The 20,115-nt window shown below is 74.0% G+C and carries 22 protein-coding genes; 12 read left to right on the top strand and 10 right to left on the bottom strand.

Features of this window, described 5'->3' with window-relative positions; all coding sequences use genetic code 11:
* Positions 1-483, bottom strand: a 483-nt coding sequence (locus tag FHX82_RS36490; RefSeq protein ID WP_183177077.1) for a gamma-glutamyltransferase, incomplete at its 3' end; no start/stop codon positions are given.
* 150 nt (positions 484-633) lie between these two features.
* Here FHX82_RS36490 and FHX82_RS36485 point away from each other — a divergent pair.
* Positions 634-2,082, top strand: coding sequence for a phospholipase D-like domain-containing protein (locus FHX82_RS36485; RefSeq protein WP_145934035.1), 1,449 nt, complete (start codon positions 634-636; stop codon positions 2,080-2,082).
* 6 nt (positions 2,083-2,088) lie between these two features.
* On the opposite strand, the gene FHX82_RS36480 is transcribed toward FHX82_RS36485, so the two are convergent.
* The gene (locus FHX82_RS36480; protein ID WP_221216986.1) at positions 2,089-2,913 is read right to left on the bottom strand and encodes a class I SAM-dependent methyltransferase; all 825 of its coding nucleotides are present in this window, start codon (positions 2,911-2,913) and stop codon (positions 2,089-2,091) included.
* A gap of 223 nt (positions 2,914-3,136) precedes the next feature.
* Between FHX82_RS36480 and FHX82_RS36475 the strand changes: the two genes are divergently transcribed.
* Genes FHX82_RS36475 through FHX82_RS36450 form a run of 6 tightly spaced genes read left to right on the top strand, consistent with a single transcriptional unit; the run spans position 3,137 to position 9,773 of the window.
* Entirely contained in the window at positions 3,137-4,441 is a 1,305-nt protein-coding gene (locus tag FHX82_RS36475) for an ammonium transporter (protein ID WP_145934005.1), read from the top strand.
* The gene (locus FHX82_RS36470) at positions 4,438-4,776 is read left to right on the top strand and encodes a P-II family nitrogen regulator (RefSeq protein ID WP_145934004.1); all 339 of its coding nucleotides are present in this window, start codon (positions 4,438-4,440) and stop codon (positions 4,774-4,776) included. The genes FHX82_RS36475 and FHX82_RS36470 overlap by 4 nt, the downstream gene beginning before the upstream one ends.
* Before the next feature lie 41 nt (positions 4,777-4,817).
* Complete coding sequence (locus FHX82_RS36465; RefSeq protein ID WP_145934003.1) at positions 4,818-7,031, top strand: FUSC family protein; 2,214 nt, start codon at positions 4,818-4,820, stop codon at positions 7,029-7,031.
* 59 nt (positions 7,032-7,090) lie between these two features.
* Entirely contained in the window at positions 7,091-8,557 is a 1,467-nt protein-coding gene (locus tag FHX82_RS36460) for a YfdI family membrane protein (RefSeq protein WP_145934002.1), read from the top strand.
* A 3-nt stretch (positions 8,558-8,560) separates the two neighbouring features.
* The gene (locus FHX82_RS36455) at positions 8,561-9,337 is read left to right on the top strand and encodes a helix-turn-helix domain-containing protein (protein WP_145934001.1); all 777 of its coding nucleotides are present in this window, start codon (positions 8,561-8,563) and stop codon (positions 9,335-9,337) included.
* A 10-nt stretch (positions 9,338-9,347) separates the two neighbouring features.
* Positions 9,348-9,773: an acyl-CoA thioesterase gene (locus tag FHX82_RS36450; protein WP_145934000.1), complete on the top strand. Its 426-nt coding sequence runs from the start codon at positions 9,348-9,350 to the stop codon at positions 9,771-9,773.
* Here the strand turns inward: FHX82_RS36450 and FHX82_RS36445 are convergent, their stop codons facing one another.
* Complete coding sequence (locus FHX82_RS36445) at positions 9,774-10,100, bottom strand: nuclear transport factor 2 family protein (RefSeq protein WP_145933999.1); 327 nt, start codon at positions 10,098-10,100, stop codon at positions 9,774-9,776. It lies immediately after the preceding gene.
* Between the two features lie 124 nt (positions 10,101-10,224).
* Here FHX82_RS36445 and FHX82_RS36440 point away from each other — a divergent pair, with 124 nt between their 5' ends.
* Positions 10,225-11,037 carry a MerR family transcriptional regulator gene (locus FHX82_RS36440; RefSeq protein ID WP_145933997.1) on the top strand — a complete coding sequence of 271 codons (813 nt, stop codon included), beginning with the start codon at positions 10,225-10,227 and terminating at the stop codon, positions 11,035-11,037.
* A gap of 9 nt (positions 11,038-11,046) precedes the next feature.
* Complete coding sequence (locus tag FHX82_RS36435) at positions 11,047-11,832, top strand: IclR family transcriptional regulator (protein WP_145933995.1); 786 nt, start codon at positions 11,047-11,049, stop codon at positions 11,830-11,832.
* Here the strand turns inward: FHX82_RS36435 and FHX82_RS36430 are convergent.
* Genes FHX82_RS36430 through FHX82_RS36410 form a run of 5 tightly spaced genes read right to left on the bottom strand, consistent with a single transcriptional unit; the run spans position 11,799 to position 16,450 of the window.
* Positions 11,799-13,340, bottom strand: coding sequence for an FAD-dependent monooxygenase (locus tag FHX82_RS36430; RefSeq protein WP_145933993.1), 1,542 nt, complete (start codon positions 13,338-13,340; stop codon positions 11,799-11,801). The genes FHX82_RS36435 and FHX82_RS36430 overlap by 34 nt on opposite strands.
* Entirely contained in the window at positions 13,337-14,170 is an 834-nt protein-coding gene (locus FHX82_RS36425) for a fumarylacetoacetate hydrolase family protein (protein WP_145933991.1), read from the bottom strand. The genes FHX82_RS36430 and FHX82_RS36425 overlap by 4 nt, the downstream gene beginning before the upstream one ends.
* Positions 14,167-15,033, bottom strand: a complete 867-nt coding sequence (locus FHX82_RS36420) for a dioxygenase family protein (RefSeq protein ID WP_145933990.1) — start codon at positions 15,031-15,033, stop codon at positions 14,167-14,169. The genes FHX82_RS36425 and FHX82_RS36420 overlap by 4 nt, the downstream gene beginning before the upstream one ends.
* Positions 15,030-15,893 carry an alpha/beta hydrolase gene (locus FHX82_RS36415; RefSeq protein WP_145933988.1) on the bottom strand — a complete coding sequence of 288 codons (864 nt, stop codon included), beginning with the start codon at positions 15,891-15,893 and terminating at the stop codon, positions 15,030-15,032. Before FHX82_RS36415 ends, FHX82_RS36420 begins: the two co-directional genes overlap by 4 nt.
* The gene (locus tag FHX82_RS36410; protein WP_221216985.1) at positions 15,890-16,450 is read right to left on the bottom strand and encodes a quercetin 2,3-dioxygenase; all 561 of its coding nucleotides are present in this window, start codon (positions 16,448-16,450) and stop codon (positions 15,890-15,892) included. Before FHX82_RS36410 ends, FHX82_RS36415 begins: the two co-directional genes overlap by 4 nt.
* A 104-nt stretch (positions 16,451-16,554) precedes the next feature.
* On the opposite strand from FHX82_RS36410, the gene FHX82_RS36405 reads away from it, so the two are divergent.
* Positions 16,555-17,472: an SDR family oxidoreductase gene (locus FHX82_RS36405; RefSeq protein ID WP_145933984.1), complete on the top strand. Its 918-nt coding sequence runs from the start codon at positions 16,555-16,557 to the stop codon at positions 17,470-17,472.
* Here the strand turns inward: FHX82_RS36405 and FHX82_RS36400 are convergent.
* On the bottom strand, positions 17,463-18,428 hold the full coding sequence (locus tag FHX82_RS36400) for a helix-turn-helix transcriptional regulator (protein WP_145933982.1): 966 nt from the start codon (positions 18,426-18,428) through the stop codon (positions 17,463-17,465). The genes FHX82_RS36405 and FHX82_RS36400 overlap by 10 nt on opposite strands.
* 67 nt (positions 18,429-18,495) lie before the next feature.
* Here FHX82_RS36400 and FHX82_RS36395 point away from each other — a divergent pair, with 67 nt between their 5' ends.
* Positions 18,496-18,975: a DUF2975 domain-containing protein gene (locus FHX82_RS36395; RefSeq protein WP_145933980.1), complete on the top strand. Its 480-nt coding sequence runs from the start codon at positions 18,496-18,498 to the stop codon at positions 18,973-18,975.
* Positions 18,975-19,181, top strand: a complete 207-nt coding sequence (locus tag FHX82_RS36390) for a helix-turn-helix domain-containing protein (protein ID WP_145933979.1) — start codon at positions 18,975-18,977, stop codon at positions 19,179-19,181. Before FHX82_RS36395 ends, FHX82_RS36390 begins: the two co-directional genes overlap by 1 nt.
* Before the next feature lie 7 nt (positions 19,182-19,188).
* On the opposite strand, the gene FHX82_RS36385 is transcribed toward FHX82_RS36390, so the two are convergent.
* Positions 19,189-20,115: VWA domain-containing protein (locus tag FHX82_RS36385; protein WP_183177076.1), on the bottom strand; the 927-nt coding region annotated here is incomplete at its 5' end.

Below are 20,115 nucleotides of genomic sequence, written 5' to 3'. Positions count from 1 at the left end.
CGCGAGCCGGAAGCGGCCCCACCGCTGCAGTGCCTGCTGCCACGTCATCAGCATGCCCGGCACCCCCACCGAAAGGCCGCTGGTGACGGCGGTGGGGAAGCTGAGCGGCTTGCCGGTCGCCGGGTCGAGGAACAGGTCCGGCCCTGCGCTGGCCGGCGCCGTTTCGCGCCCGTCGATCGTGCTCACCTTGTGCGCCTTGGCGTCGTAGTACACGAGGTACCCGCCACCGCCGAGGCCCGCGACGTACGGGTCGGTGACGCCGAGCGTCGCGGCGACGGCGACCGCCGCGTCCGCCGCCGTGCCACCCGCGCGCAGCACGGCGAGACCGGCCTCGGTGGACTCGGGCGTGTCGGACACGACCGCGCCTCCCGTGCCCACGGCGACCGGACCTGTCACGGGCGCCGCGACGGCCGAGGCCGGCACCAGGGCAGCACCGAGCAGCACGGCCGCCGCGACGGCCGGGAAACGAGCCGCGATACCCATCGGAAAGTCCCTTCGGCGAGGAAAGCGCCTCCCGTTCTACTCCTCGCTGTTCGTCGGCTGTCAAGACCCAATCGACGCCGTTGCGTACCCGGCCCACGACTGAGCGCCACTATCGGGCGAGTTCGAGGGTTCTGTAGTCACATGGGAGAGGTGAAGACATTTCACTCCTTCCTGGACAAGGTGGACGAACGGCTGGGGGACGGGCTCGAACGCGTCCTGTGCGCCCATCACGGACGCCGGCTGCGCGGGCTCGGCTGGGGCGAGGTGCTCGAACCGGGTGGCGACCGGTTCGGCGGGCGCGCGCCGGTGCGCGAGGGCAACCGTGTGGAGGTGCTGATCGACGGCGAGGAGTCGTTGCCCGCCATCGCCGACGCCATCCGCCGGGCGAAGTCCCACGTGCACATCGCCAACTGGCACGCGAGCGCGGACTTCCGGCTGACGCGCGAACCCGGCGCGCCCACGCTGCGGGAGTTGCTCGCCGAGACGGCCGCGCGCGGGGTCGACGTCCGCGTGCTGGTGTGGGCGGGCCCGCCGGTCCCGGCGTTCCAGCCGACGCGCGGCCTGGCGCGGTCCGAGCAGCGCAAGCTCACCGAGGGCACGAACGTCCGCTGCGTGCTCGACGCGCGGGAGCGGACCCTGCACTGCCACCACGAGAAACTGGTCGTGGTCGACGACGCGGTCGCGTTCGTCGGCGGCGTGGACTTCACCGCGCTGGAGGGCGACCGGCACGACAGCCCGGACCACCCGCCCCGCCCGATCGGCTGGCACGACCTGGTCTCACGCCTCCACGGACCCGTCGTCGCCGACGTCGCGGAGCACTTCCGCCGGCGGTGGACCGAGGTCGCGGGCGAGGACCTGCCGAAGCCGGACGTGCCGGAACCGGCGGGCGGCAGCAGGGTGCAGCTGCTGCGGACGGTGCCGAACGACACCTACGACTTCACGCCCAAGGGTGAGTTCACCATCCTCGACGCGTACCTGCGGGCGCTGCGCTCCGCCCGGCGGCTGGTCTACCTGGAGAACCAGTTCCTGTGGTCGCCGGAGATCGCCGAGGTGCTGCTCGGCAAGCTGTGCGACCCGCCCGACGACCGCTTCCGGGTGGTCCTGCTGCTGCCGCGCAAGCCGAGCAACGGCGCCGACACCACGCGCGGCCAGCTCGGCAGGCTGCTCGACGCGGACGACGGCAACAACCGCCTGCTCGCGGCCACGATCAGCGCCCACGACGGCGGCTCCGCCGCGCCCGTGTACGTCCACGCGAAGCTCGGCATCGTCGACGACGAATGGCTCACCGTCGGTTCGGCGAACCTCAACGAGCACTCGCTGTTCAACGACACCGAGGTCAACATCGCGACGGACGACCGCGAGCTGGTCCGGGCCACGCGGCTGCGCCTGTGGTCGGAGCACCTGGGCCGCCCGGAGGCCGAGCTGGACACCGACCCGGCGGACGTCGTCGACAACCTGTGGCGGCCGCTGGCGCAGGAGCAGGCGGACCGGGAGCGCCGCGGCGAGCCCCGCACCCACCGGCTCGTGCTGCTGCCCGGCGTCTCCCGCCGCGCGGGCCGGCTGCAGGGCCCGCTGCGGGGGCTGCTCGTGGACGGCTGAGGGATTTCAGCGCTCCGGGCGGTGCGTCCACGCGCCGACCAGCTCGGGCAGGTAACCCGTCGAACCCGCCGCCACGGCTTCCGCACGCAGCCGCTGGGCCAGCGTCTCGACGCCCACCTCGGCGGCAGGCACACCGGTCGTCTCGATCAGCGGCAGGAGGCTGGCGGCCGTCGCCGCGACCAGGTCGTAGTACGGCGACTCCGGGTCCGCGGAAGCCGGGCCGAGGGCGAGCATCCGGGGTGCCGGAAGGCCCGCGTCGCGCAGGATCGCGGACATCCGCTCGCCGGGATCCACCGGGCGGCCCGCGGCGACCAGCCCGTTGATCACCCACTCCACGCTTCGCGTGAACACCGGAACCGGTGGCACCGCACGCGCACGGCTGAGGTTGAAGTCCTGGAACGAGACGAGTCCGCCCGGGCGGACGAACGAAGCCAGGTGCCTCACCGCGGCGACCGGGTCGTCCAGATGGATGAGGATCAGCCGGCCCACCACCGCGTCGACGGGCTGGTCGAGCTGGACGTCGAGGACGTTCGTCTGCTCGAACCGCACGGTGGCGACACCACCTTCTTCCGCGCGTCGCCGGGCTACCGCCAGGACGCCGGGGTCGCTGTCGATGCCCAGTACCGAACCGGTGGGACCGACGAGCTCCGCGAGCTGGAGGGTCACGTCGCCGGCGCCGCAGCCGACGTCGAGCACGTGCGTCCCCGGCCGGACGCCCGCCATCCGCAGGAGCAGCTCGGTGTGCTCGGCGTAGATCATGCCCTGCAGCTGGAGCCGCCGCGACTCCGCCGCGGACCTGCCCATCGCGTACCCGTCGGCCGGTGCGGCCATGTCGCTCCCTCGGATCGAATCGGCTTGTGCCAGGGAAGCATCCGTACGGACGACCTTTCAACGGAAGCCGGTCAAGGTGGCACGCCGGGACCGAGCCTTTGCCCCCGGTCGCCCGGCGGTGTGAATGCCGCCACCGCGTCCGTTTCGGCAACACGGCCGAAACATGCTCCGGCTACGTTACCCGCGCGCAACACGGGGTTAACGCGAGCGGAGGGCGGGACGGATGATCGACACCGGGGACACGGCCTGGCTGCTCGTGTCGGCCGCGCTGGTCATGCTCATGACGCCCGGGCTGGCGCTGTTCTACGGCGGCATGGTCCGCTCCCGCAGCGTCCTCAACGTCATGATGCTGACCTTCGTCTGCCTGGCGGTCGTCGGCGTCGTCTGGCTGCTCTACGGCTACTCGCTGGCCTTCGGCGACAGCCTCGGCGGGTTCGTCGGCGACCTCCGCTTCGCCGGGCTGCACGGGGCCGGGGCCAAGCTCGTCGGGCCCGCGGGGCACCAGGTGCCGCTGCTCGCGTTCGCCGCGTTCCAGCTCATGTTCGCCGTCATCACCGTCGCGCTGCTGGTGGGCGCGGTCGCCGAGCGGGCGCGCTTCTGGCCGTGGCTCGTGTTCGTCGTGGGCTGGGTGACGCTGGTCTACCTGCCGCTCGCGCACTGGGTCTTCGCCTTCGACGGCTTCTCCGGGCCGGGCATGGCGGGCGGCTGGCTGGTCAACAAGCTGCACGCGCTGGACTTCGCCGGCGGCACCGCGGTCGAGGTCAACTCGGGTGCCGCGGCCGTCGCGCTGGCGCTCGTCGTCGGGCGGCGGCACGGCTGGCCGCGGCAGCCGGTCCGGCCGCACAACCTGCCGTTCGTGATGCTGGGCGCCGGGCTGCTGTGGTTCGGCTGGTTCGGGTTCAACGCCGGCTCCGCACTCGCCGCGAACGGCGTGGCCGCCACGTCGTTCGTCAACACCACGGTCGCCGCCGGGACGGGCGTGCTCGGCTGGCTCGTCATCGAGCAGGCCCGCGACGGCAAGCCGACCACGCTCGGCGCCGCGTCGGGTGCCGTCGCCGGGCTGGTCGGCATCACCCCGGGCTGCGGGTACGTCGAACCGCTCGGGGCGGCCGCGATCGGCCTCGTCGCGGGTGTCGTGTGCTCGCTCGCCATCGGCCTGAAGTACAAGCTGGGGCTCGACGACTCGCTCGACGTCCTGGCGGTGCACGGCATCGGCGGCTTCGCGGGCCTGCTGCTCGTGGGGCTGTTCGCCACGAAGGGCGCGAACGACGCGGGCGCGGACGGGCTGTTCTACGGCGGTGGACTGGACCAGTTGTGGCGGCAGGCGGTGGCGGCGGTCGCCGCGCTGGGCTACTCCCTGGCCGTCACCTTCGTCCTCGCGTGGATAATCCACCGCGCACTCGGCCTGCGGGCCGATCGGGAATCCGAACTGGACGGCATCGACGAGGCCGAACACGCGGAAAGCGCCTACGACCTGGCGGTCCTCCCGAGCCGCCGCGGGACGGGCGCGGAACAGGGAGTCCGGTGAAGCTGCTGACCGCCGTCGTGCGCCCCTTCGTGGTCGACGACATCCGGGCCGCGCTGGAGCGGCTGGCGATCCTCGGCATGACGGTGAGCGAGGCGCAGGGGTACGGCAGGCAGAAGGGGCACCGCGAGGTGTACCGCGGCGCCGAGTACCAGGTGGACTTCGTGCGGAAGGTGCGGGTCGAGGTCCTGCTCGACGACGCGCAGGTGGAGCAGACCCTCGACGCCGTGGTGAAAGCGTGCCGCACCGGCCGCATCGGCGACGGGAAGGTGTGGGTCACGCCGGTCGACACGATCATCCGCGTGCGCACCGGGGAGCGCGGCGCCGACGCGCTCTGAAAGCCGGTGACTCGCGATCCGCGCGGTCCTATGATCGGCCGATGACACGCGGTTCCGCGGCGGTGGACGTCCCCAGCCTGTCGCTCGCGGGCAGGAGCCGTCCCCCGTGGTGGCCCGTGTGGTCGAAGGCGGCCGCGATGCGCGCCGTGCGGGCGACGGTCGTGGTGCCCGGGTTGTTCGCCCTGGCGTACACGGTCATCGGCGACCTGCAGGTCGCCACCTTCGCCGCGTTCGGCGGGTTCGCGACGCTCGTGCTGGCGTCGTTCGGCGGGCGGTGGCAGGACAAGCTGCGGGCACACGCCGGGCTCGCGGTCGCGGGCAGCGTGCTGCTGGTGGTCGGCACCGCCGTGAACTCGTCGGTCCTGCTGGCGTCGCTGATCACGATCCCGGTGGCGTTCGCCGTGTTGTTCGCCGGGGTGGCGGGCCCGAACGCGGCCTCCGGCGGCACCGCCGCGCTGCTGGCCTACGTCCTGCCCGCCGCCTCGCCCGGCACGATGGACCTGGTCCCGGCCCGGCTCGGCGGCTGGTGGCTCGCCTCGGTCGCGGGCACCCTCGCGGTGCTGGTGTTCTCCCCGCGCTCGCCGGGTTTCGCCTTGCGGGAGGCGGCTTCGCGGTGCGCGCGGGCGCTGGCGGACCAGCTCAGTGCGGCGCTCGACGGCGACTCCGGGAAGGACTACCGCGCGGCCTCGGTCGACGCCAAGCACGACCTGCTGGCCACCTTCACCGCGACCCCGTACCGGCCCACCGGGCTCGCCACCGCGGACCAGGCCATGGACAGCCTCGTCGGGCTGCTCGAATGGTCCGCGTCGGTGATCACCGAGAGCCTGAGCGAGTACCGCGACCTGAGCGCGATCGCCGACGTGGAGCGGAAACTGCTCGCCGAGACCGGGGTCGTGCTGCGCGAGGCCGCCGCGCTGCTGGACGGCGACGCCGGCGAGGTCGACCTGGTGCGGCTGGAGCGGCGGCTCGCCGAGAGCGTCGAGTACCTGCGGCGCCTCGACAGCGACGGCGACGGGTACGCCGAGGCCGTGCACGTGTCCTTCCACGCGCGCACGGCAGCGGTCGCCGCGCACACCGCGACGGTGGACGCGCTCATCGTGGCCGGCCGCGCGGATCCGTCCACAGTGTCCGGTTCCCGGCGGCGGTGGTACGGCGAGAGCTTCGAGGTGGAGGCGATCGGTGAACGGCGGCTGGCCGGGCTCGTCGCGGCCGCCGGCGCCGTCTCCCGGCACGCCAGCCTGCGCTCGGTGTGGTTCCTCAACAGCCTGCGCGGCGCGCTCGCACTGGCGGCGGCCGTCGCGGTCGCGGACCTGACCGGCGTCGAGCACGGGTTCTGGGTCGTCCTGGGCACGCTGTCGGTCCTGCGCACCAGCGCCGCGTCGACGGGCGCGACGGCGTTGCGCGCGCTGCTCGGCACGGCGGCCGGGTTCGTGGTCGGCGCGTTGCTGCTGCTGGTCATCGGCACCGGCGCGGGTGCCTTGTGGGTGGCCCTGCCGGTCGCGGTGCTCGTCGCCGCGTATGCGCCGGGCGCGCTGCCGTTCGCGGCCGGGCAGGCGGCTTTCACGGTGGTGGTCTCGGTGCTGTTCAACCTGCTCGTGCCCGCGGGCTGGGCCATCGGCGTGGTGCGGATCGAGGACGTGGCGCTCGGCTGCGCGGTGAGTTTCCTGGTGGGCATGGTGTTCTGGCCGCGGGGCGCCGCCTCGGTGGTGGCCGACGACCTGGCGGACGCGCTGCGGGCGGGCGGCGCGTACCTGGCGGAGGCGGTGGACTGGGCGCTCGGGCTGCGCACCGCGCTCCCGCGGCCGGGCCCCGCGATCGCCGCCGGGGTGCGCCTCGACGACGCGCTGCGTGGCTTCCTCGCCGAGCAGGGCGCGAAACGCCTGCCCAGGGAGGAGCTCTGGCGGCTGGTGGCAGGTGCGATGCGCGCCCGGCTCACGGCGTACTCCCTGGCGGGCCTGCCGAACCCGCAGGCGGGGCCCGACCGGTTCCGCACGCAGCTCAGCGAGCAGGCCGGGCAGCTCGCCGCGTGGTACGACCACCTCGCCTCGCGGCTCGACCGCACCGACCACGGGGCGGTCCCGGTGCTCTCGCCGCCGGAGTTCCGCGACCCGCGGTCGGCCGGTGCCACGGCGGCGGACCTGTCGTGCGCGCTGTGGGTGGGTGAGCACCTGCGGCACCTGATGGCGCGCCTGGAAGAGCTGGTCGGCCCGGCGACGCGGGTCGCGCGGCTGCGGCACCGGCCGTGGTGGCGCTGAGCGGACGGGATCCGCGGAACCGGCCCGCGGCCCGGCGGCCACCACCTAGGCTGACCCGCATGAGAAGGATCGGGCTCGCGACGGCGGCCGCCCTGGTGGCCGCGCTCGGGCTCGCTCTCACGCTCGGCCTGCTCGGCGGCACCCCCCGCGGCGCCGGGGACAACGGGGACGGTTACCGGCTGTACTGCGGTGCCGGGCTGGTGCCGGAAACTCCGTCCCACCAGGCGAACTGGCAGGGCGGCGTGGTGCTGGACTTCGTCCGCGGCGCGCCCTGCCCGGATCCGCAGCCCTCCAGCGCCGCGGTCTTCGTCCGGGCCGTCGCGGGCGGGCAGGGCCCGTTCAGCCTCGTCGAGCTCGGCTGGCTGTACGTGCTGCTGGTCCTGCTGGCCACGCTGCTCGCCGCGTGGGCGGTGCAGGAACACGGACCACGCCGGTTGCTGTTCCTGGTGCCGCCGCTGGTGCCGCTGCTCGAACCCGACTTCGCGCGCCTGTTCCTCTCGACGTTCGGCGAGCCTGCCGGGCTTTTCGGGGCCTACACGCTGTTGTGCGGCGTGGCGGTCATCGCGGCCACCCGGGTCGAGGACGGCTTCGCCCGGCTGTCGGCGCTCGTCCTCGTGGCCGCCGGAGGGGTGGTCGCGGGGCTGGCGAAGGTCGGGTTCCTGCCGCTGTTCGCGCTGGCGGTGCTCGTGTGCCTGCTCACCGGCGTCCGGCTGGGCGCGGGACGCTGGTGGTCCGCCCGGATCGCCGGCCCCGCGCTCGCCGCCCTGCTCGTGCTGGAGATGCTCGCGCCGGTCCGGGCGGCCCTGGACTGGCAGGAGCGTACTTACGCGGACGTCAACGCCGTGAACCTCGTCTACAGCCTGGGCCTGGCCGAGTTTCCCGGTTCGGCGCCCTCGCTCCGGCTGCCCGAAGCGGCGCAGGACGGCGCGGGCCACGCGTTCTACCCGGACGGGCCGGACGAGCTGCCCGGCGGCGACATCGTGGTGAGCGCGCCGGGCTGGTTCCAGGGCCAGGTCCGGGACATGCTGCTGGCGCATCCGGCCGCGCTCGCGCGCGTGGTCGGGATCGGCCTCCAGGCGACCGAGGGCCGCGGCCTGTCCTACCTGCCGGACCGGCCGTGGACGCCGGAGAGCAGGCCGCCGGTGAACTCCGGTGCGGTCAGCGGCGACATGGGCGGGGACCCGGTGACCTTCCGGGCGTGGCTCGACGACATGGTCGTGCCGTGGTGGCCGTCGTTGCTCGTGCTGCTGGGCCTGGCCGCCGGGGTGGCCGCGCTGGTGTGGCGGCGCGTGAGCGCCCTGCGGTACGGCGCCGTCGCCGCGGTGGCCGCGCTCGGCGCGCTCTCGATCGCGGCGGTCGCGGTGGCCGGGGACGGGTACTTCGAGATCGCCAAGCACGTGTGGCTGGCCGCGTACCTGCTCGACGTCGTGGCGCTTTCGCTGGTGCTCGCGGTGGTGCCGGTGGTCGTGCGGAGGTTCCGGACCCGGCCCGCGCCGAGCCGGCCCGCACTCGAGACGGTCGGCTGAGCCGTGGCGGTGCCCTTGTGCGCGCGAGCGGCCCGGGACGGCCGGTGGTCGCGCTACCGCGAGTTCCCTTCCGCGAGTGCTGCCGTCGCGTGTGCGTGGTCGGGGGAGCCGGGCTGGCCCCGTGCCCTGCGGGTGCTGCCGGACGGCTGCACGGATGTGGTCTGGACCGGCCGCGACCTCGTGGTGCTCACCCCGGCCGCGCAGGCGCGGCGGGTCGAGCTGGTGGCGGTGCGCTGGACGGCCGGGGTGCGGCTGCGCTGCGGGGTCGCGGGTTCGGTGCTCGGTCACGACCTGGGCGAGCTGCCGTCCGGGCCGGTTCCCCTGCGTGAGCTGTGGCCCGGCGCCGAACGGTTCGAGGACTCGCTGGCGGGCGCGGGAGATCCCGGGTCGGCGCACCGGATCCTGGCCGGGCTGGTCGGCGCGCGTCCCGTGTCGCGGTGGGGAGACGTGGTTCGCGCCCTTGCGGCACCGGCCGCCAGGGTGGCCGAGGTGGGGGAGCGGTTCGGGCTGAGCGAGCGGGGCGTGCGGCGGCATCTGCTGCGGGAAGTGGGGCTGGGCCCCAAACCGCTGCAGCGCGTGCTGCGCTTCCGCCGTTTCGTCGGCTGCCTCGACAGGCTCGCCACCGGACGCACGACGCTCGCCCGCGTGGCGGCCGAGCTGGGGTACGCGGACCAGTCCCACCTCGGCCGGGACTGTCTCCGGCTGGCCGGTGCCACGCCCGCCACGCTCGTGGCGGCCCGTGGCCGGAACGTTCCAGACATCCCGGCCGGGGAAGCGTGACCCTCGGGCGATGGACCCGTTCCGCACCACCCTGCCCGTGCGCAGTGACGACCTGGACGTCAACGGCCACGTCCGTGGCGACGCCTACCTCACCTACGGCGACCACGCCCGCTGGGAATGCCTGTGGGCGGCGGGCATCGACCCGGCGGCGCTCGCCGCGCGCGGCCTCGGCCCGGTGAACCTCGAAACGACCCTGCGGTTCCGCGGCGAACTGCGCGCCGGACAGGCCGTCGAGGTGGTCACCACCTTCGAATGGGGCCCGGGGAAGACGTCCCGGGTGCACCAGGAGCTGCGCGCCTCGACCGGCGCCGTCGCCGCCGAGATCGAGAGCGTGTCGGGGCTGCTCGACCTCGGCAGGCGACGGCTGGTGCCGGATCCGGCGCGGTACTGGCGGGAGCTCGCGCCGCACCCGGAACTGCTGGGCCTGGCGGACTGATCAGGGCTCGATGACCAGGCGCGCGATCCGTCCGTTGTGGAGGGTGAACCGGTAGTGCAGGTCGGCCACGCCACCGGGGAAGTCGCCTTCCAGGTGGTGGGTCGCGACGTAGTGGTCGTCGCCGACGCGCTCGGTCCCGGTGAGGGTGCTGGTGTAGGTGTACCGGCTTCCTGCCTTCAGCAGCCACTCGCGGATCTCGGCGTGGCCGTGGCGGGCCTGGCCCTCGTCGACCACGGTCGCGTCGGGCGTGAAGTGGCGCAGGGCCGCGTCGGCGTCCCTGGCCTCGTGGGCGCTCAGGTAGGCGGTGACGGTCGCGGGCAGTGTCATGACTGGTCCTTCTGTTCGGCCGACGGCCGGCACGGTGCCGCCGTCGACGCCACCGTTCCCCCTCCCCCGGGGAGAGGGTCAATTCGCTGGAGCCTCTCCCGGGGAGAGGGTGCACAGTGGACCCATGCGCCAGGGCCTGACGATCGGGGAGTTCGCCCGGCTGACCCACCTGAGCGTGCGCACGCTGCGCCGCTACCACGAGGCCGGGCTGCTCGAACCCGCGTCGGTCGACCCCATGAGCGGCTACCGGTACTACACCGCGGGGCAGATCCCGAACGCCCAGGTGATCCACCGGCTGCGCGAGCTGGACCTGCCGCTCGCGGACGTGCGGCGGGTCCTCGCGACCGAGGACCCGCGGGCGCGCTCGGACCTGATCGCCGGGCACCTGCGGCGGCTGGAGGACCAGCTGGACCGGACCCGCGCCGCGGTCACGTCCCTGCGCCGGCTGCTGCGGCCGGACGTGGCGCGCCTCGACGTGGAGCTGCGGTCGGTTCCGGCGAGGACGGTCGCCGCGGTCGGCGGCACCGTCGCGCTGCCGGACGTGCTGTCCTGGTACGCCGCCGCGATGTCCGAAGTGGACGCCGCCGTGGCGGGGCGCGAGGTGCTGGGGCCGCCGGGCGGGCGGTACGACAACGAGCTGTTCACCGCGGGCCGGGGCGCGGTACTGGTGTACCGGCCGGTCGCTGACGCGCCCGCCGTCGGCCGCGTCAGGCCGTACACCCTGCCGGCAGCGGAACTGGCGGTCACCGTGCACCGCGGCCCGCACGACGACATCGACGTCACCTACGGCAGGCTCGGCGCGTGGGTCGTCGAGCACGCCCTCGCCGTCGACGGGCCCGTCTCCGAAACCTACGTCCGCGGCCCGCGCGACGACCCCGACCCCGCGTCCTGGCGCACTGAGATCGGCTGGCCCGTGTTCCGGCTGTCCCCGGCATAATGCCAACCAATGGAAACCGACGACGCGGCTCCCCGCAGGCGCGGACGGCGGCCGGCCCAGGGCGAGCCGGTCGTGGACCGGGCGCTGGCGCTGCTCGCGGCGTTCGACGAGGGCCGCCGCAGGCTCACGCTCGGGGAGCTGAGCAGGCGCAGCGGCATCCCGGCGAGCTCCACGCTGCGGCTGGCGAACCGGCTCCTGCGCTGGGGCGCGCTGGAACGCGGGGAGGACGGCCGGTTCTGCATCGGGCTGCGGCTGCTGGAGGTCGCGTCGCTCGCGCCACGCGGGCACGGGCTGCGGCAGGTCGCGCTGCCGTACATGACCGACCTCGCCGCGGTCACCCGCGAGCACGTGCTGCTCGGCGTGCGCGACGGGCTCCAGGCGACCCTGGTCGAGCGCCTGTCCGGGCACGCGGCGACGCCGGTGCAGTACCGCATCGGCGGCCACCTGCCGTTGCACTCGACGGGCATCGGCTGGGTGCTGCTCGCGTTCGCGCCCGCCGAGGCGCAGGAGGAGCTGCTCGCCACGCCCGTGCGGCGCGAACCGGACAGCGTCGTGCTGGACCCGGCGGCCCTGCGGCGCACCCTCGCCGCCGTCCGCCGGGAGCGGCTCGCGATCTTCCGCCGCCACGAGGCCGAGCCGCTGGTGTCGGTGGCGGCGCCGATCTACGGGCGCCACGACGAGGTCGTGGCCGCACTGAGCGTGCTGCTGCCGGAGCGCACCGCCCAGCCGCGACGGCTCGGGCTGGCCGTGCAGACCGCCGCTCAGGGAATTTCGAGGGAGCTGCGGGCGCAGTGAACGCCCACCACCCGGTCGAGCAGGTCCCCGGGAATCTCGTCCCCGCGCCAGGCGACGTGCTGGTCCGGCCGCACCAGCACGAAGTCGGCGCCGTAGCGCTCCCGCAGTCCCTCCACGGCCACCTCGTGCAGGGGCACCGCGGCGTCCGGAATGCCTCCGGTGGCGTCCGGGCTCAGCCGGAGCAGCGTGAAGCCGTCGCCGAGCACGTCGTAGAGCGAACGGCCGCCGGGCAGCCACGCGTGCGGCAGCCGCGCGCCCGGATGCGCCGACGGGGTGTAGGTCTCCAGCGCCGGTTCGGGCGGCGGCACGTCCTCCGGCACGACGACCGGCGAGTCGCGGTAGTCGTAGCCGAGGACGAGCCCGAGGCTGTGGAACTCGCTGTTCTTCACCCGCAGCAGCCGGGCGAGCTCGCCGGGCTCGGCGGTGGCGAAGGACGGTGCGAGGAACGCCTCCTGCCCGGCCGCCGCGGCGATCGTGCGCTGCGCGACCGGACGGCGTTCGGGCTCGTAGCTGTCCAGCAGCGCGGGCGGCGCCCAGCCCTGCAGCACCGCCGCGAGCTTCCAGCCGATGTTCACCGCGTCGCCGACGCACGTGTTGAACCCGTGGCCGCCCCACGGCGGGTTGAGGTGGGCCGCGTCGCCGACGAGGAACACGCGCTGCCCGCGGTAGCGGTCGGCCAGCAGCATCCGGGCCGACCACGGGTCCGTGGCCAGGACGTCCACCGCCACGTCCGCCCCGAGCAGCGTGCGGACGAGGGCCGCGGCGTCGGCGCCGGGATCATCGACGCCCTGCGCGATCGCCCACCACGTGCCGTCGAGGTCGAGCCGCCCGAGCAGCCCGCCGACCGCCGCGCCGACGACCCAGTAGTGCACGCCGGTGGCGCACAGCGGCTCGCGCTCCAGCGCGGGCGCGCGGAACGTGATGCTCAGGTTCGGCAGCGCGCCCGACGATCCCTCGTACCGCGCGCCGATGGCCGCGCGGCTCACCCCGGCCGCGCCGTCGGCGCCCAGCAGGTATTCCGCGGTGACCTCCCGCGTGCCGTCCGGGCCGCTCAGCGTCGCGCGGACCTCGTCGGGGCCGTCGAGGATCTCCGTGACGCGGGTGCCCAGCAGCAGCCGGACGGTGGGCAGCTCGGCCACCGCGTCCCGCAGCACCTGCTCGACGACCGGCTGCGGCACCTGCTGACCCGCTTCGGCGTACTCCTCCCGGCGGTCCACGGTCAGCCCGAACGCCTCGCGGAAGCGCGTGATCTCCTCGCCGAGCAGGCCGGTGCAGAACACGACGTCCTGCGCGTGCCGCACCGGCAACGGGCTCGTCGCCCGCAATCGGTCGGCGAGCCCCCACCGGCGCAGGTGCTCCATGGTGCGGATGTTCGTGGTCTTCGCCCGGGGCCGCAGTGGGTCCAGCGTGGTGCGCGGCTCGGCGACGACGACCTCGATGCCGCGCCGCCCCAGCTCGATCGCCGCGGCCAGCCCGCTCGGACCGCCGCCCGCGACCAGTACGCTCACGGCCGCTCGTCCGCGGGCACGATCGGGTTCCGGAGCACGCCCAGCCGGTCGATCTCGACCTCGACCACGTCGCCGGGCTGCAGGAACCGCGGCGGCTTCCGGACGTAACCGACGCCTTCCGGCGTGCCGGTGGCGAGGACGTCACCCGGGTTCAGCGTGAAGGTGCGGCTGATCCGCGACAGCAGCTCGCCGACGCCGAAGATCATGTCGCGGGTGTTGCCGTCCTGCACGGTCTCGCCGTTGACCCGGGTCCGCACCCGCAGCCCGGCCGCGAGGTCGCCCACCTCGTCCGCGGTGACCAGCGGCCCCAGCGGCCCGCTGCGGTCGGCGTTCTTGCCGAGTGTCCACTGCTGCGTCAGCTTCTGCGCGACCCGGGCGGTGAGGTCGTTGAACGCGGCGTACCCGAGCACGCCCCGCGCCGCGGTCGCACTGTCCACATCGGTCAGTCGCGTGCCCACGACGGCCGCCACCTCGCCTTCCCAGTCCAGGCCCGGTTCGCCGGCGGGAACCGGGACGGGAGTGCCGCCGACGGACAGTGACGCGGTCCAGCGGCCGAAGATCGTCGGGTGCTCGGGCGGGGTGAACCCGCCCTCGGCCGCGTGGGCGCGGTAGTTCAGCCCGACGCAGATGACCCGCGCCGACGCGGGCACCGGGGGCGCGAGAGTCACCTCGGCCACCTCCACCTCGCCTTCCCGGACCTCCCGGGCGACCGGCAGCCACCGGCCGAGGTCGGCGTAGAACTCGGTGGCCTCGGCGACGGGGGTGACCCGGTCGCCGAGGTGCACGGCCACCTCCACGGCGCGGCCGCGCCGGATTCCGACGAGCTTCACTGCGCCACCAGCCGGACGTCGAACGCGAAGTCGGCGAACGGCCCGTCGACACCGAAAGCCGCGGCGTGCCCGGGATCCTCGTCCACGACCGGGGTCACGATCAGCTCCTCCTTGACGGCGAACGCCGCGTCGGAGCCGAGGTAGGCGTCCCCGGCGACGAACACGTGCGTGGTGACCGGCCGGTGGCCGGGGGCCTCGACGCGGTAGTGGATGTGCGCCGGGCGCATCGGGTGGCGGCCCAGCCCGCGGAGCAGCTCACCCACCGGCCCGTCGGTCGGCACCGGATAACTGGACGGCACGATGCTGCGGAACCAGTACGCCCCGTCGGCCCCGGTGGTGAACAACCCGCGCAGGTTGCCCGGTTCCTGCGCCGGGTCCTGGCTGTCGTAGAACCCGGCGTCGTCGGCCTGCCAGATGTCCACGGTCGCGCCCGCGAGCGGATGGCCGCCGGTGTCGGTGACGCGCCCGTGCACCACCATCACCTGCCCGCGCTCGCGCTCCGGCCCGTTGGAGATCCAGGCGCCGTTCTCCCGCGGTGGCGCGGGGGAGTGGAACGGACCCTCCACAGAGGACGGTGTGGCTCCCGCGGGGCCGGCGTGGTTCACGTCGTCCACCGCGGAGGTCAGGCCGAGCATGTCGGACAGCAGGATGACCTCGTTGCGGTGCTCGGTGCACGTCTGCCCGGTGCGCACCAGGAAGTCGATCCCGGTCAGCCACTCGGTTTCGGTCGGCCGGGTCTCGCGGACGAAGGCGTGCAGGTGGCGCACGAGCGAGCTGACCAGCTCGTTGAGGCGGGGGTCGCTGCCGCGGATCTGGCCGAGTACCGAGGCCAGCAGGGCGTCGAGGCGTTCGTCGGGGTTCACAGTGCTCCTCGCAGGAAGGCGATGGTGCGGTCCAGTGCCTCCGGGGCCGCGTCGGAGCCGAGCCACAGGTGGTCCGCGCCGTCGAACAGGTGCAGCTCGGCGTCCGCTCCGGCGGCACGCAGGCGCTCGTACAGCCGTTCGCTCAGCTCGTGCGGGACCATCCGGTCGGCGCGGCCGTGCAGCAGCAGGAACGGCGGGGCGCCGGGGGAGACGTGGGTCAGCGGGCTGGCTTCGGCGGCCAGCTGCGGCACCGTCGCCGGAGCCGCGCCGAGCAGGAGCGCTTCCCGGCTCTCCGGGTCCGCGGGGTCGTCGACCGCGGCGAGGTCGCTCGGGGTGTACCAGGCGGCGACGGCGCGGACCGGGCCGGCGGTGCCCGCGACGCCGACCGTGCCCTCGAACGCCGGGTTTCCGGCCGTGAGCCCGAGCATCGCCGCCAGGTGCCCGCCCGCGGACTCACCCCACGCCGCGATGCGGGTGCCGTCCACGCCGATCTCCCCGGCGCGGGCCCGCAGCCACCGGACCGCGGCTTTGACGTCGTGCAGCTGCGCGGGCCAGCGTGCCTCGCCGCTGAGCCGGTAGTCCACGCTCGCGACCGCGATGCCTTGCCGCGCCACGAGTTCGAACGGGTGCTTCCCGTCGTAGGCGGGGCCGGGTGAGCGGCGGCTGCCTACGCGGAAACCACCGCCGTGCAGGAACACGACCACCGGCGCCCCGTCGCCGGGCGGCAGGACCAGGTCCAGCTCCATCGGCCGGAAGCCGGGCACCTGCGCGTAGGGGACGCCGGTGAGCACCCGGGTGCCGCCCTCGCCGGGGCGCGCGGGCGGCAGCGGCGCGTCGTGTTCCGGGGGCAGCAGGCTCATTCCGCCGCGTCCGACCAGTCGAAGTCCGGCAGGAACCGCATGTTGTGCGCCTGCGCGGCGGCCCGCATGCGTGCCGGGTCCGGCACGAACGGGGGCTGGCCTTCGCCTGCGTGACTGGTGGGCTGGCCCAGCTGCTGGAAGAACCGCTCGAAGCCGCCCGTCGCGACGCCGAGCAGCCGCGCCGACTCCTCGACCTGGTAGGCGTGCGCGAGCCCGGCGGGCACGAACCCGAAGTCGCCCGGCGTGAGCAGGCGCGACGTCTTGCGGCCTTCGCGGTCCTCGACGTAGACCCGCACCTTGCCCTCGATGACGTAGAACGTCTCGTGCGTGTCGGCGTGCGAGTGCGCCGGGATCAGCTGTCCCTTCGGCGCCTTACTGGTGAACACGCCGAACTGCCCCTCGGTCTCGTCGCCGCTGAGCAGCACGGTGAACAGGTCGGCGAAGAGCACGGCGTGCTCGCCTTCACCGCGCCGGAGGAAGAAGGCCTCGGGCGAACCGGGCAGGACGCTCTTGCCACCGGAACCGGAATCCGCGTCGGCGAGGAACTCGAAGCTCACCCCGTCATTCTCGGCCGCCGGACCGGTGCCGTGGAGGCGATTTGCCATTGAATGGCAGCCGAACCCTGACGGAACCTGACAGGGTTCGGCCGCACGGTGGTCCCATGGACAACGAACTGACAGGCAGGGTCGCGCTGGTCGCGGGCGGCACGCGCGGGGCGAGCCGGGCGATCGCGGTGGAGCTGGGGCGCCGCGGCGCCTTCGTGTACGTCACCGGGCGGACGTCGGGAGAGCACCGGTCCGAGGTGGGCAGGCCGGAGACGATCGAGGGCACCCTGGAGCGGATCACCGAGGCGGGCGGCACCGGCGCGGCGCTGCGCGTCGACCACCTCGACCCGGAGCAGGTGCGCGCGCTGGCCGGGCGCGTCGACCGCGAGCACGGGCGGCTCGACATCCTCGTGGACGGGCTGTGGGGCGGTGACGGGTACATCGGCTGGGGCAAGGCGGTGTGGGAGCTGCCGCTGGAGCACGCCCTGCGCTCGGTCCGCCTCGGCGTCGACGCGCACCTCGTCACCAGCCACTTCCTGCTGCCGCTGGTGATCCGGCGCCCGGGCGGGCTGGTCGTGGAGATGACCGACGGCACGGAGGAGTACAACAGGCGCTACCGCGAGGGCACGTCGATCGGGTTCTACGTGGCGAAGTCCGCGGCGCACGCCATCGTCAAGGGCGAGGCGCACGACCTGGCCCCGCACGGCGGCACGGCCGTCGCGCTGACGCCGGGCTGGCTGCGGTCCGAGGCGATGCTCGACACGTTCGGCGTGACCGAGGAGAACTGGCGGGACGCGCTGGCGAAGCAGCCGCACTTCTGCATCTCGGAGTCACCGGTGTTCGTGGGCCGGGCGGTCACGGCGCTGGCCGCCGACCCGGACCGCTCGCGGTTCTCCGGGCAGACGCTCACCAGCGGGGAGCTGGCGAAGGTCTACGGCTTCACCGATGTGGACGGCAGCCGGCCGGACGCGTGGCGCTACGTCGAGGAGGTGCAGGAGGCCGGCAAGCCCGCGGACGCGACGGGCTACCGGTGACGTTCGGCCATCCGCCGTGCGGCGTCCGCGAACGCGGCCCGCACGGCGGGTGGCTCCAGCACCTCCACGTCGACGCCGAGCCCGAGCAGCATGCCCGCCGCGATCTCCGGTTCCTCCAGCGCCAGCTCGACCTCCACCCAGCCGTCGGCGTCCGGCGGCCCGGCGGTGTCGAGCGCGGCGAGCGCGAGGTCCTCCTCGACGACCCGGGGCAGCGCCCGCACGCCCCGCCGGCTCAGCCGCAGCCGGACCCGGTGCCGGTGCAGCGACCGCTCGAACTGCGCGGACGAGCGCTGCCACCAGTTCGCGAGGTCGAAGTCCGCGGGCCGCTCGAACCGCTCGTCGCGGAGCTCGACGCGGCTGAGGCGGCTGACGCGGTAGGTCCGCGTTGTCCCTTCGGTGCGCGCGACCAGGTACCAGACGCCGGCTTTGAGCACGAGACCCAGCGGTTCGAGCAGCCGCTCGACCGGGCCGTCGTGGCGCCGGTAGGTGACGGCGGTGCGCCGCTGCTCCCACACCGCCCGGGCGACGGCCGCGAGGTGCCCGGCGTCCTCCTCGGCCCTGAACCAGCCGGGCGCGTCGAGGTGGAACCGCTGCGCGAGGTGCTGGGCCTGCTCGCGCAGGGGGGCGGGCAACGTGGCGGAGACCTTCGCGTGCGCGGCCGACACCGCGGTGCCGAGCCCCAGTTCGGCGAGCGCGCGCGGTACGCCCATCGCGAAGATCGCGACGGCCTCGCGGGAGGTCAGCCCGTCGAGCCGGGTCCGCCACCCTTCGACGAGCCGCACCCCGCCGTAGCGCCCTGTCTCCGTCCACAGTGGAACGCCCGCGGTCTGCAGGGCGGCGAGGTCACGGTGCATGGTCCGTTCCGACACGCCGAGCGCCGCCGCCAGCTCGGGCACGGTCGCGCTGCGTCTGCTCTGGAGGGTGAACAGCAGGGCGACCAGACGTTCCGCGCGCATGCGCCGCATTCTGCCGGACGCGGGGGAGTCGATTGACTTTCGATAGATATCGAGCGATAGTCATCGCATGATTTCCGAGAAGTGGGCCGTTCGCGCGCTCAGGGTGTTCCTCGTGGTGCTGTTCGGCGTCCTCGTCGTGTTCCAGACGCTGTCGTTGCCGGGCGGTATCGCCTACCACGCGCAGCAGAACCCGCACGACGCGAACCTCCGCTGGCCGCTGACCGCCATCGCGGTGTTCCTCGTGCTGTGCGTGCAGGTGGTGCTCGTCGCGACCTGGCAGTTGCTGACGCTGGTCCAGAAGGACCGGATCTTCACCACCGCGTCGCTGAAGTGGGTCGACCTGATCGTCTGGGCCATCGCCGCCGCGTGGCTGGTGTTCGCCGGGATGCTGCTCTTCGTCGGCCTCAACGCCGACGACCCGGGGATGCCGATGGTGCTGTTCCTGGTGACCGTCGGGATCACGGTGCTGGGGCTGCTGATGGTGGTGCTGCGTGCGCTGTTGCGGCAGGCCACCGTGCTGCGCAGCGACATGGAAGCGGTGATCTGATGCCGATCGTCGTGCGCATCGACGTCGAGCTGGCGAAGCGCAAGATGAGCGTCGGCGAGTTCGCCGAGCGGGTCGGCATCACCCCGGCGAACGTGGCGGTGCTCAAGAACGGCCGCGCGAAGGCCGTGCGGTTCAGCACGCTGGAGGCGATGTGCCGGGTACTGGAGTGCCAGCCCGGCGACCTGCTGGAGTGGGTGGACGAATGAGACCCCTTCACTCGCCGGGCGCGGCCACCGGGATGTCGTTCGCCGCCGCCCAGCCGGCCAAGTCCTGGCGCTGGATCGCCGCCGCCATCAGGTCCGGGAACCGGTCCGGCGTGCAGGCGAACGCCGGGATGCCCAGTTCCGCCAGTGCCACCGCGTTGTCGTGGTCGTAGGCGGGCGCGCCCTCGTCGTCGAGCGCCAGCAGGCAGACCACCTGCACGCCGTCCGCCCGCAGCGCCCGTGCCCGCTGCCGCATCTCCTGCTCGTCGCCGCCCTCGAACAGGTCGCTGATCAGCACCAGCACGGTGTCGCGCGGCGCCTCGATCCGGCCCTGGCAGTACGCCAGCGCCGCGTTGATGTCCGTGCCGCCGCCCAGCTGGACGCCGAACAGCAGCTCCACCGGGTCGGTCACCGACTCCGTCAGGTCCGCCACCTCGGTGCTGAACGCGATCACCTGCGTGCGCAGCGACCGCACCGACGCCAGCACCGCGCCGAACACGCTCGCGTACACCACCGAGCCCGCCATCGACCCGCTCTGGTCCAGGCACAGCACGATGCGCCTGCTCACCTGCGGCAGGCGGCGGCCGTACCCGACCAGCCGTTCCGGCACCACCGTGTGGTGCTCCGGCTGGTAGTGCTTGAGGTTCGCCAGGATCGTGCGGTTCCAGTCGATGTCGGACGGGCGCGGGCGGGACGTGCGGTTCGCCCGGTGCAGCGCCCCCGTCACCGCCTGCCGGGTGGGCTGCGCGAGCCGCTTCTCCAGGTCCTCGACCACCTTGCGCACCACCGCCCGCGCGGTCTCCCGCGAGCGCTCGGGAATGGCCTTGTTCAGCGACAGCAGGGTGCCGACCAGGTGCACGTCCGGCTGCACCGACTCCAGCAGCTCGGGTTCCAGCAGCAGCTGCCGCAGCCCGAGCCGGTCCATCGCGTCGCGCTG

This window comes from Amycolatopsis bartoniae (assembly GCF_014191255.1).
GTDB classification, from domain to species: Bacteria; Actinomycetota; Actinomycetes; order Mycobacteriales; family Pseudonocardiaceae; genus Amycolatopsis_E; species Amycolatopsis_E bartoniae.
Note: the sequence above shows the minus strand (reverse complement) of the source record. Positions and strands in the feature narration are given on the sequence as shown.

Excerpts from the sequence above, each read along its gene's own strand:
- FHX82_RS36400 (WP_145933982.1), bottom strand. The coding sequence starts at position 18,428 with ATGCGCGCGGAACGTCTGGTCGCCCTGCTGTTCACCCTCCAGAGCAGA.
- FHX82_RS36450 (WP_145934000.1), top strand. The coding sequence starts at position 9,348 with ATGGACCCGTTCCGCACCACCCTGCCCGTGCGCAGTGACGACCTGGAC.
- FHX82_RS36390 (WP_145933979.1), top strand. The coding sequence starts at position 18,975 with ATGCCGATCGTCGTGCGCATCGACGTCGAGCTGGCGAAGCGCAAGATG.
- FHX82_RS36460 (WP_145934002.1), top strand. The coding sequence starts at position 7,091 with ATGAGAAGGATCGGGCTCGCGACGGCGGCCGCCCTGGTGGCCGCGCTC.
- FHX82_RS36480 (WP_221216986.1), bottom strand. The coding sequence starts at position 2,913 with ATGGCCGCACCGGCCGACGGGTACGCGATGGGCAGGTCCGCGGCGGAG.
- FHX82_RS36465 (WP_145934003.1), top strand. The coding sequence starts at position 4,818 with ATGACACGCGGTTCCGCGGCGGTGGACGTCCCCAGCCTGTCGCTCGCG.
- FHX82_RS36440 (WP_145933997.1), top strand. The coding sequence starts at position 10,225 with ATGCGCCAGGGCCTGACGATCGGGGAGTTCGCCCGGCTGACCCACCTG.
- FHX82_RS36405 (WP_145933984.1), top strand. The coding sequence starts at position 16,555 with ATGGACAACGAACTGACAGGCAGGGTCGCGCTGGTCGCGGGCGGCACG.
- FHX82_RS36445 (WP_145933999.1), bottom strand. The coding sequence starts at position 10,100 with ATGACACTGCCCGCGACCGTCACCGCCTACCTGAGCGCCCACGAGGCC.
- FHX82_RS36415 (WP_145933988.1), bottom strand. The coding sequence starts at position 15,893 with ATGAGCCTGCTGCCCCCGGAACACGACGCGCCGCTGCCGCCCGCGCGC.
- FHX82_RS36435 (WP_145933995.1), top strand. The coding sequence starts at position 11,047 with ATGGAAACCGACGACGCGGCTCCCCGCAGGCGCGGACGGCGGCCGGCC.
- FHX82_RS36475 (WP_145934005.1), top strand. The coding sequence starts at position 3,137 with ATGATCGACACCGGGGACACGGCCTGGCTGCTCGTGTCGGCCGCGCTG.
- FHX82_RS36395 (WP_145933980.1), top strand. The coding sequence starts at position 18,496 with ATGATTTCCGAGAAGTGGGCCGTTCGCGCGCTCAGGGTGTTCCTCGTG.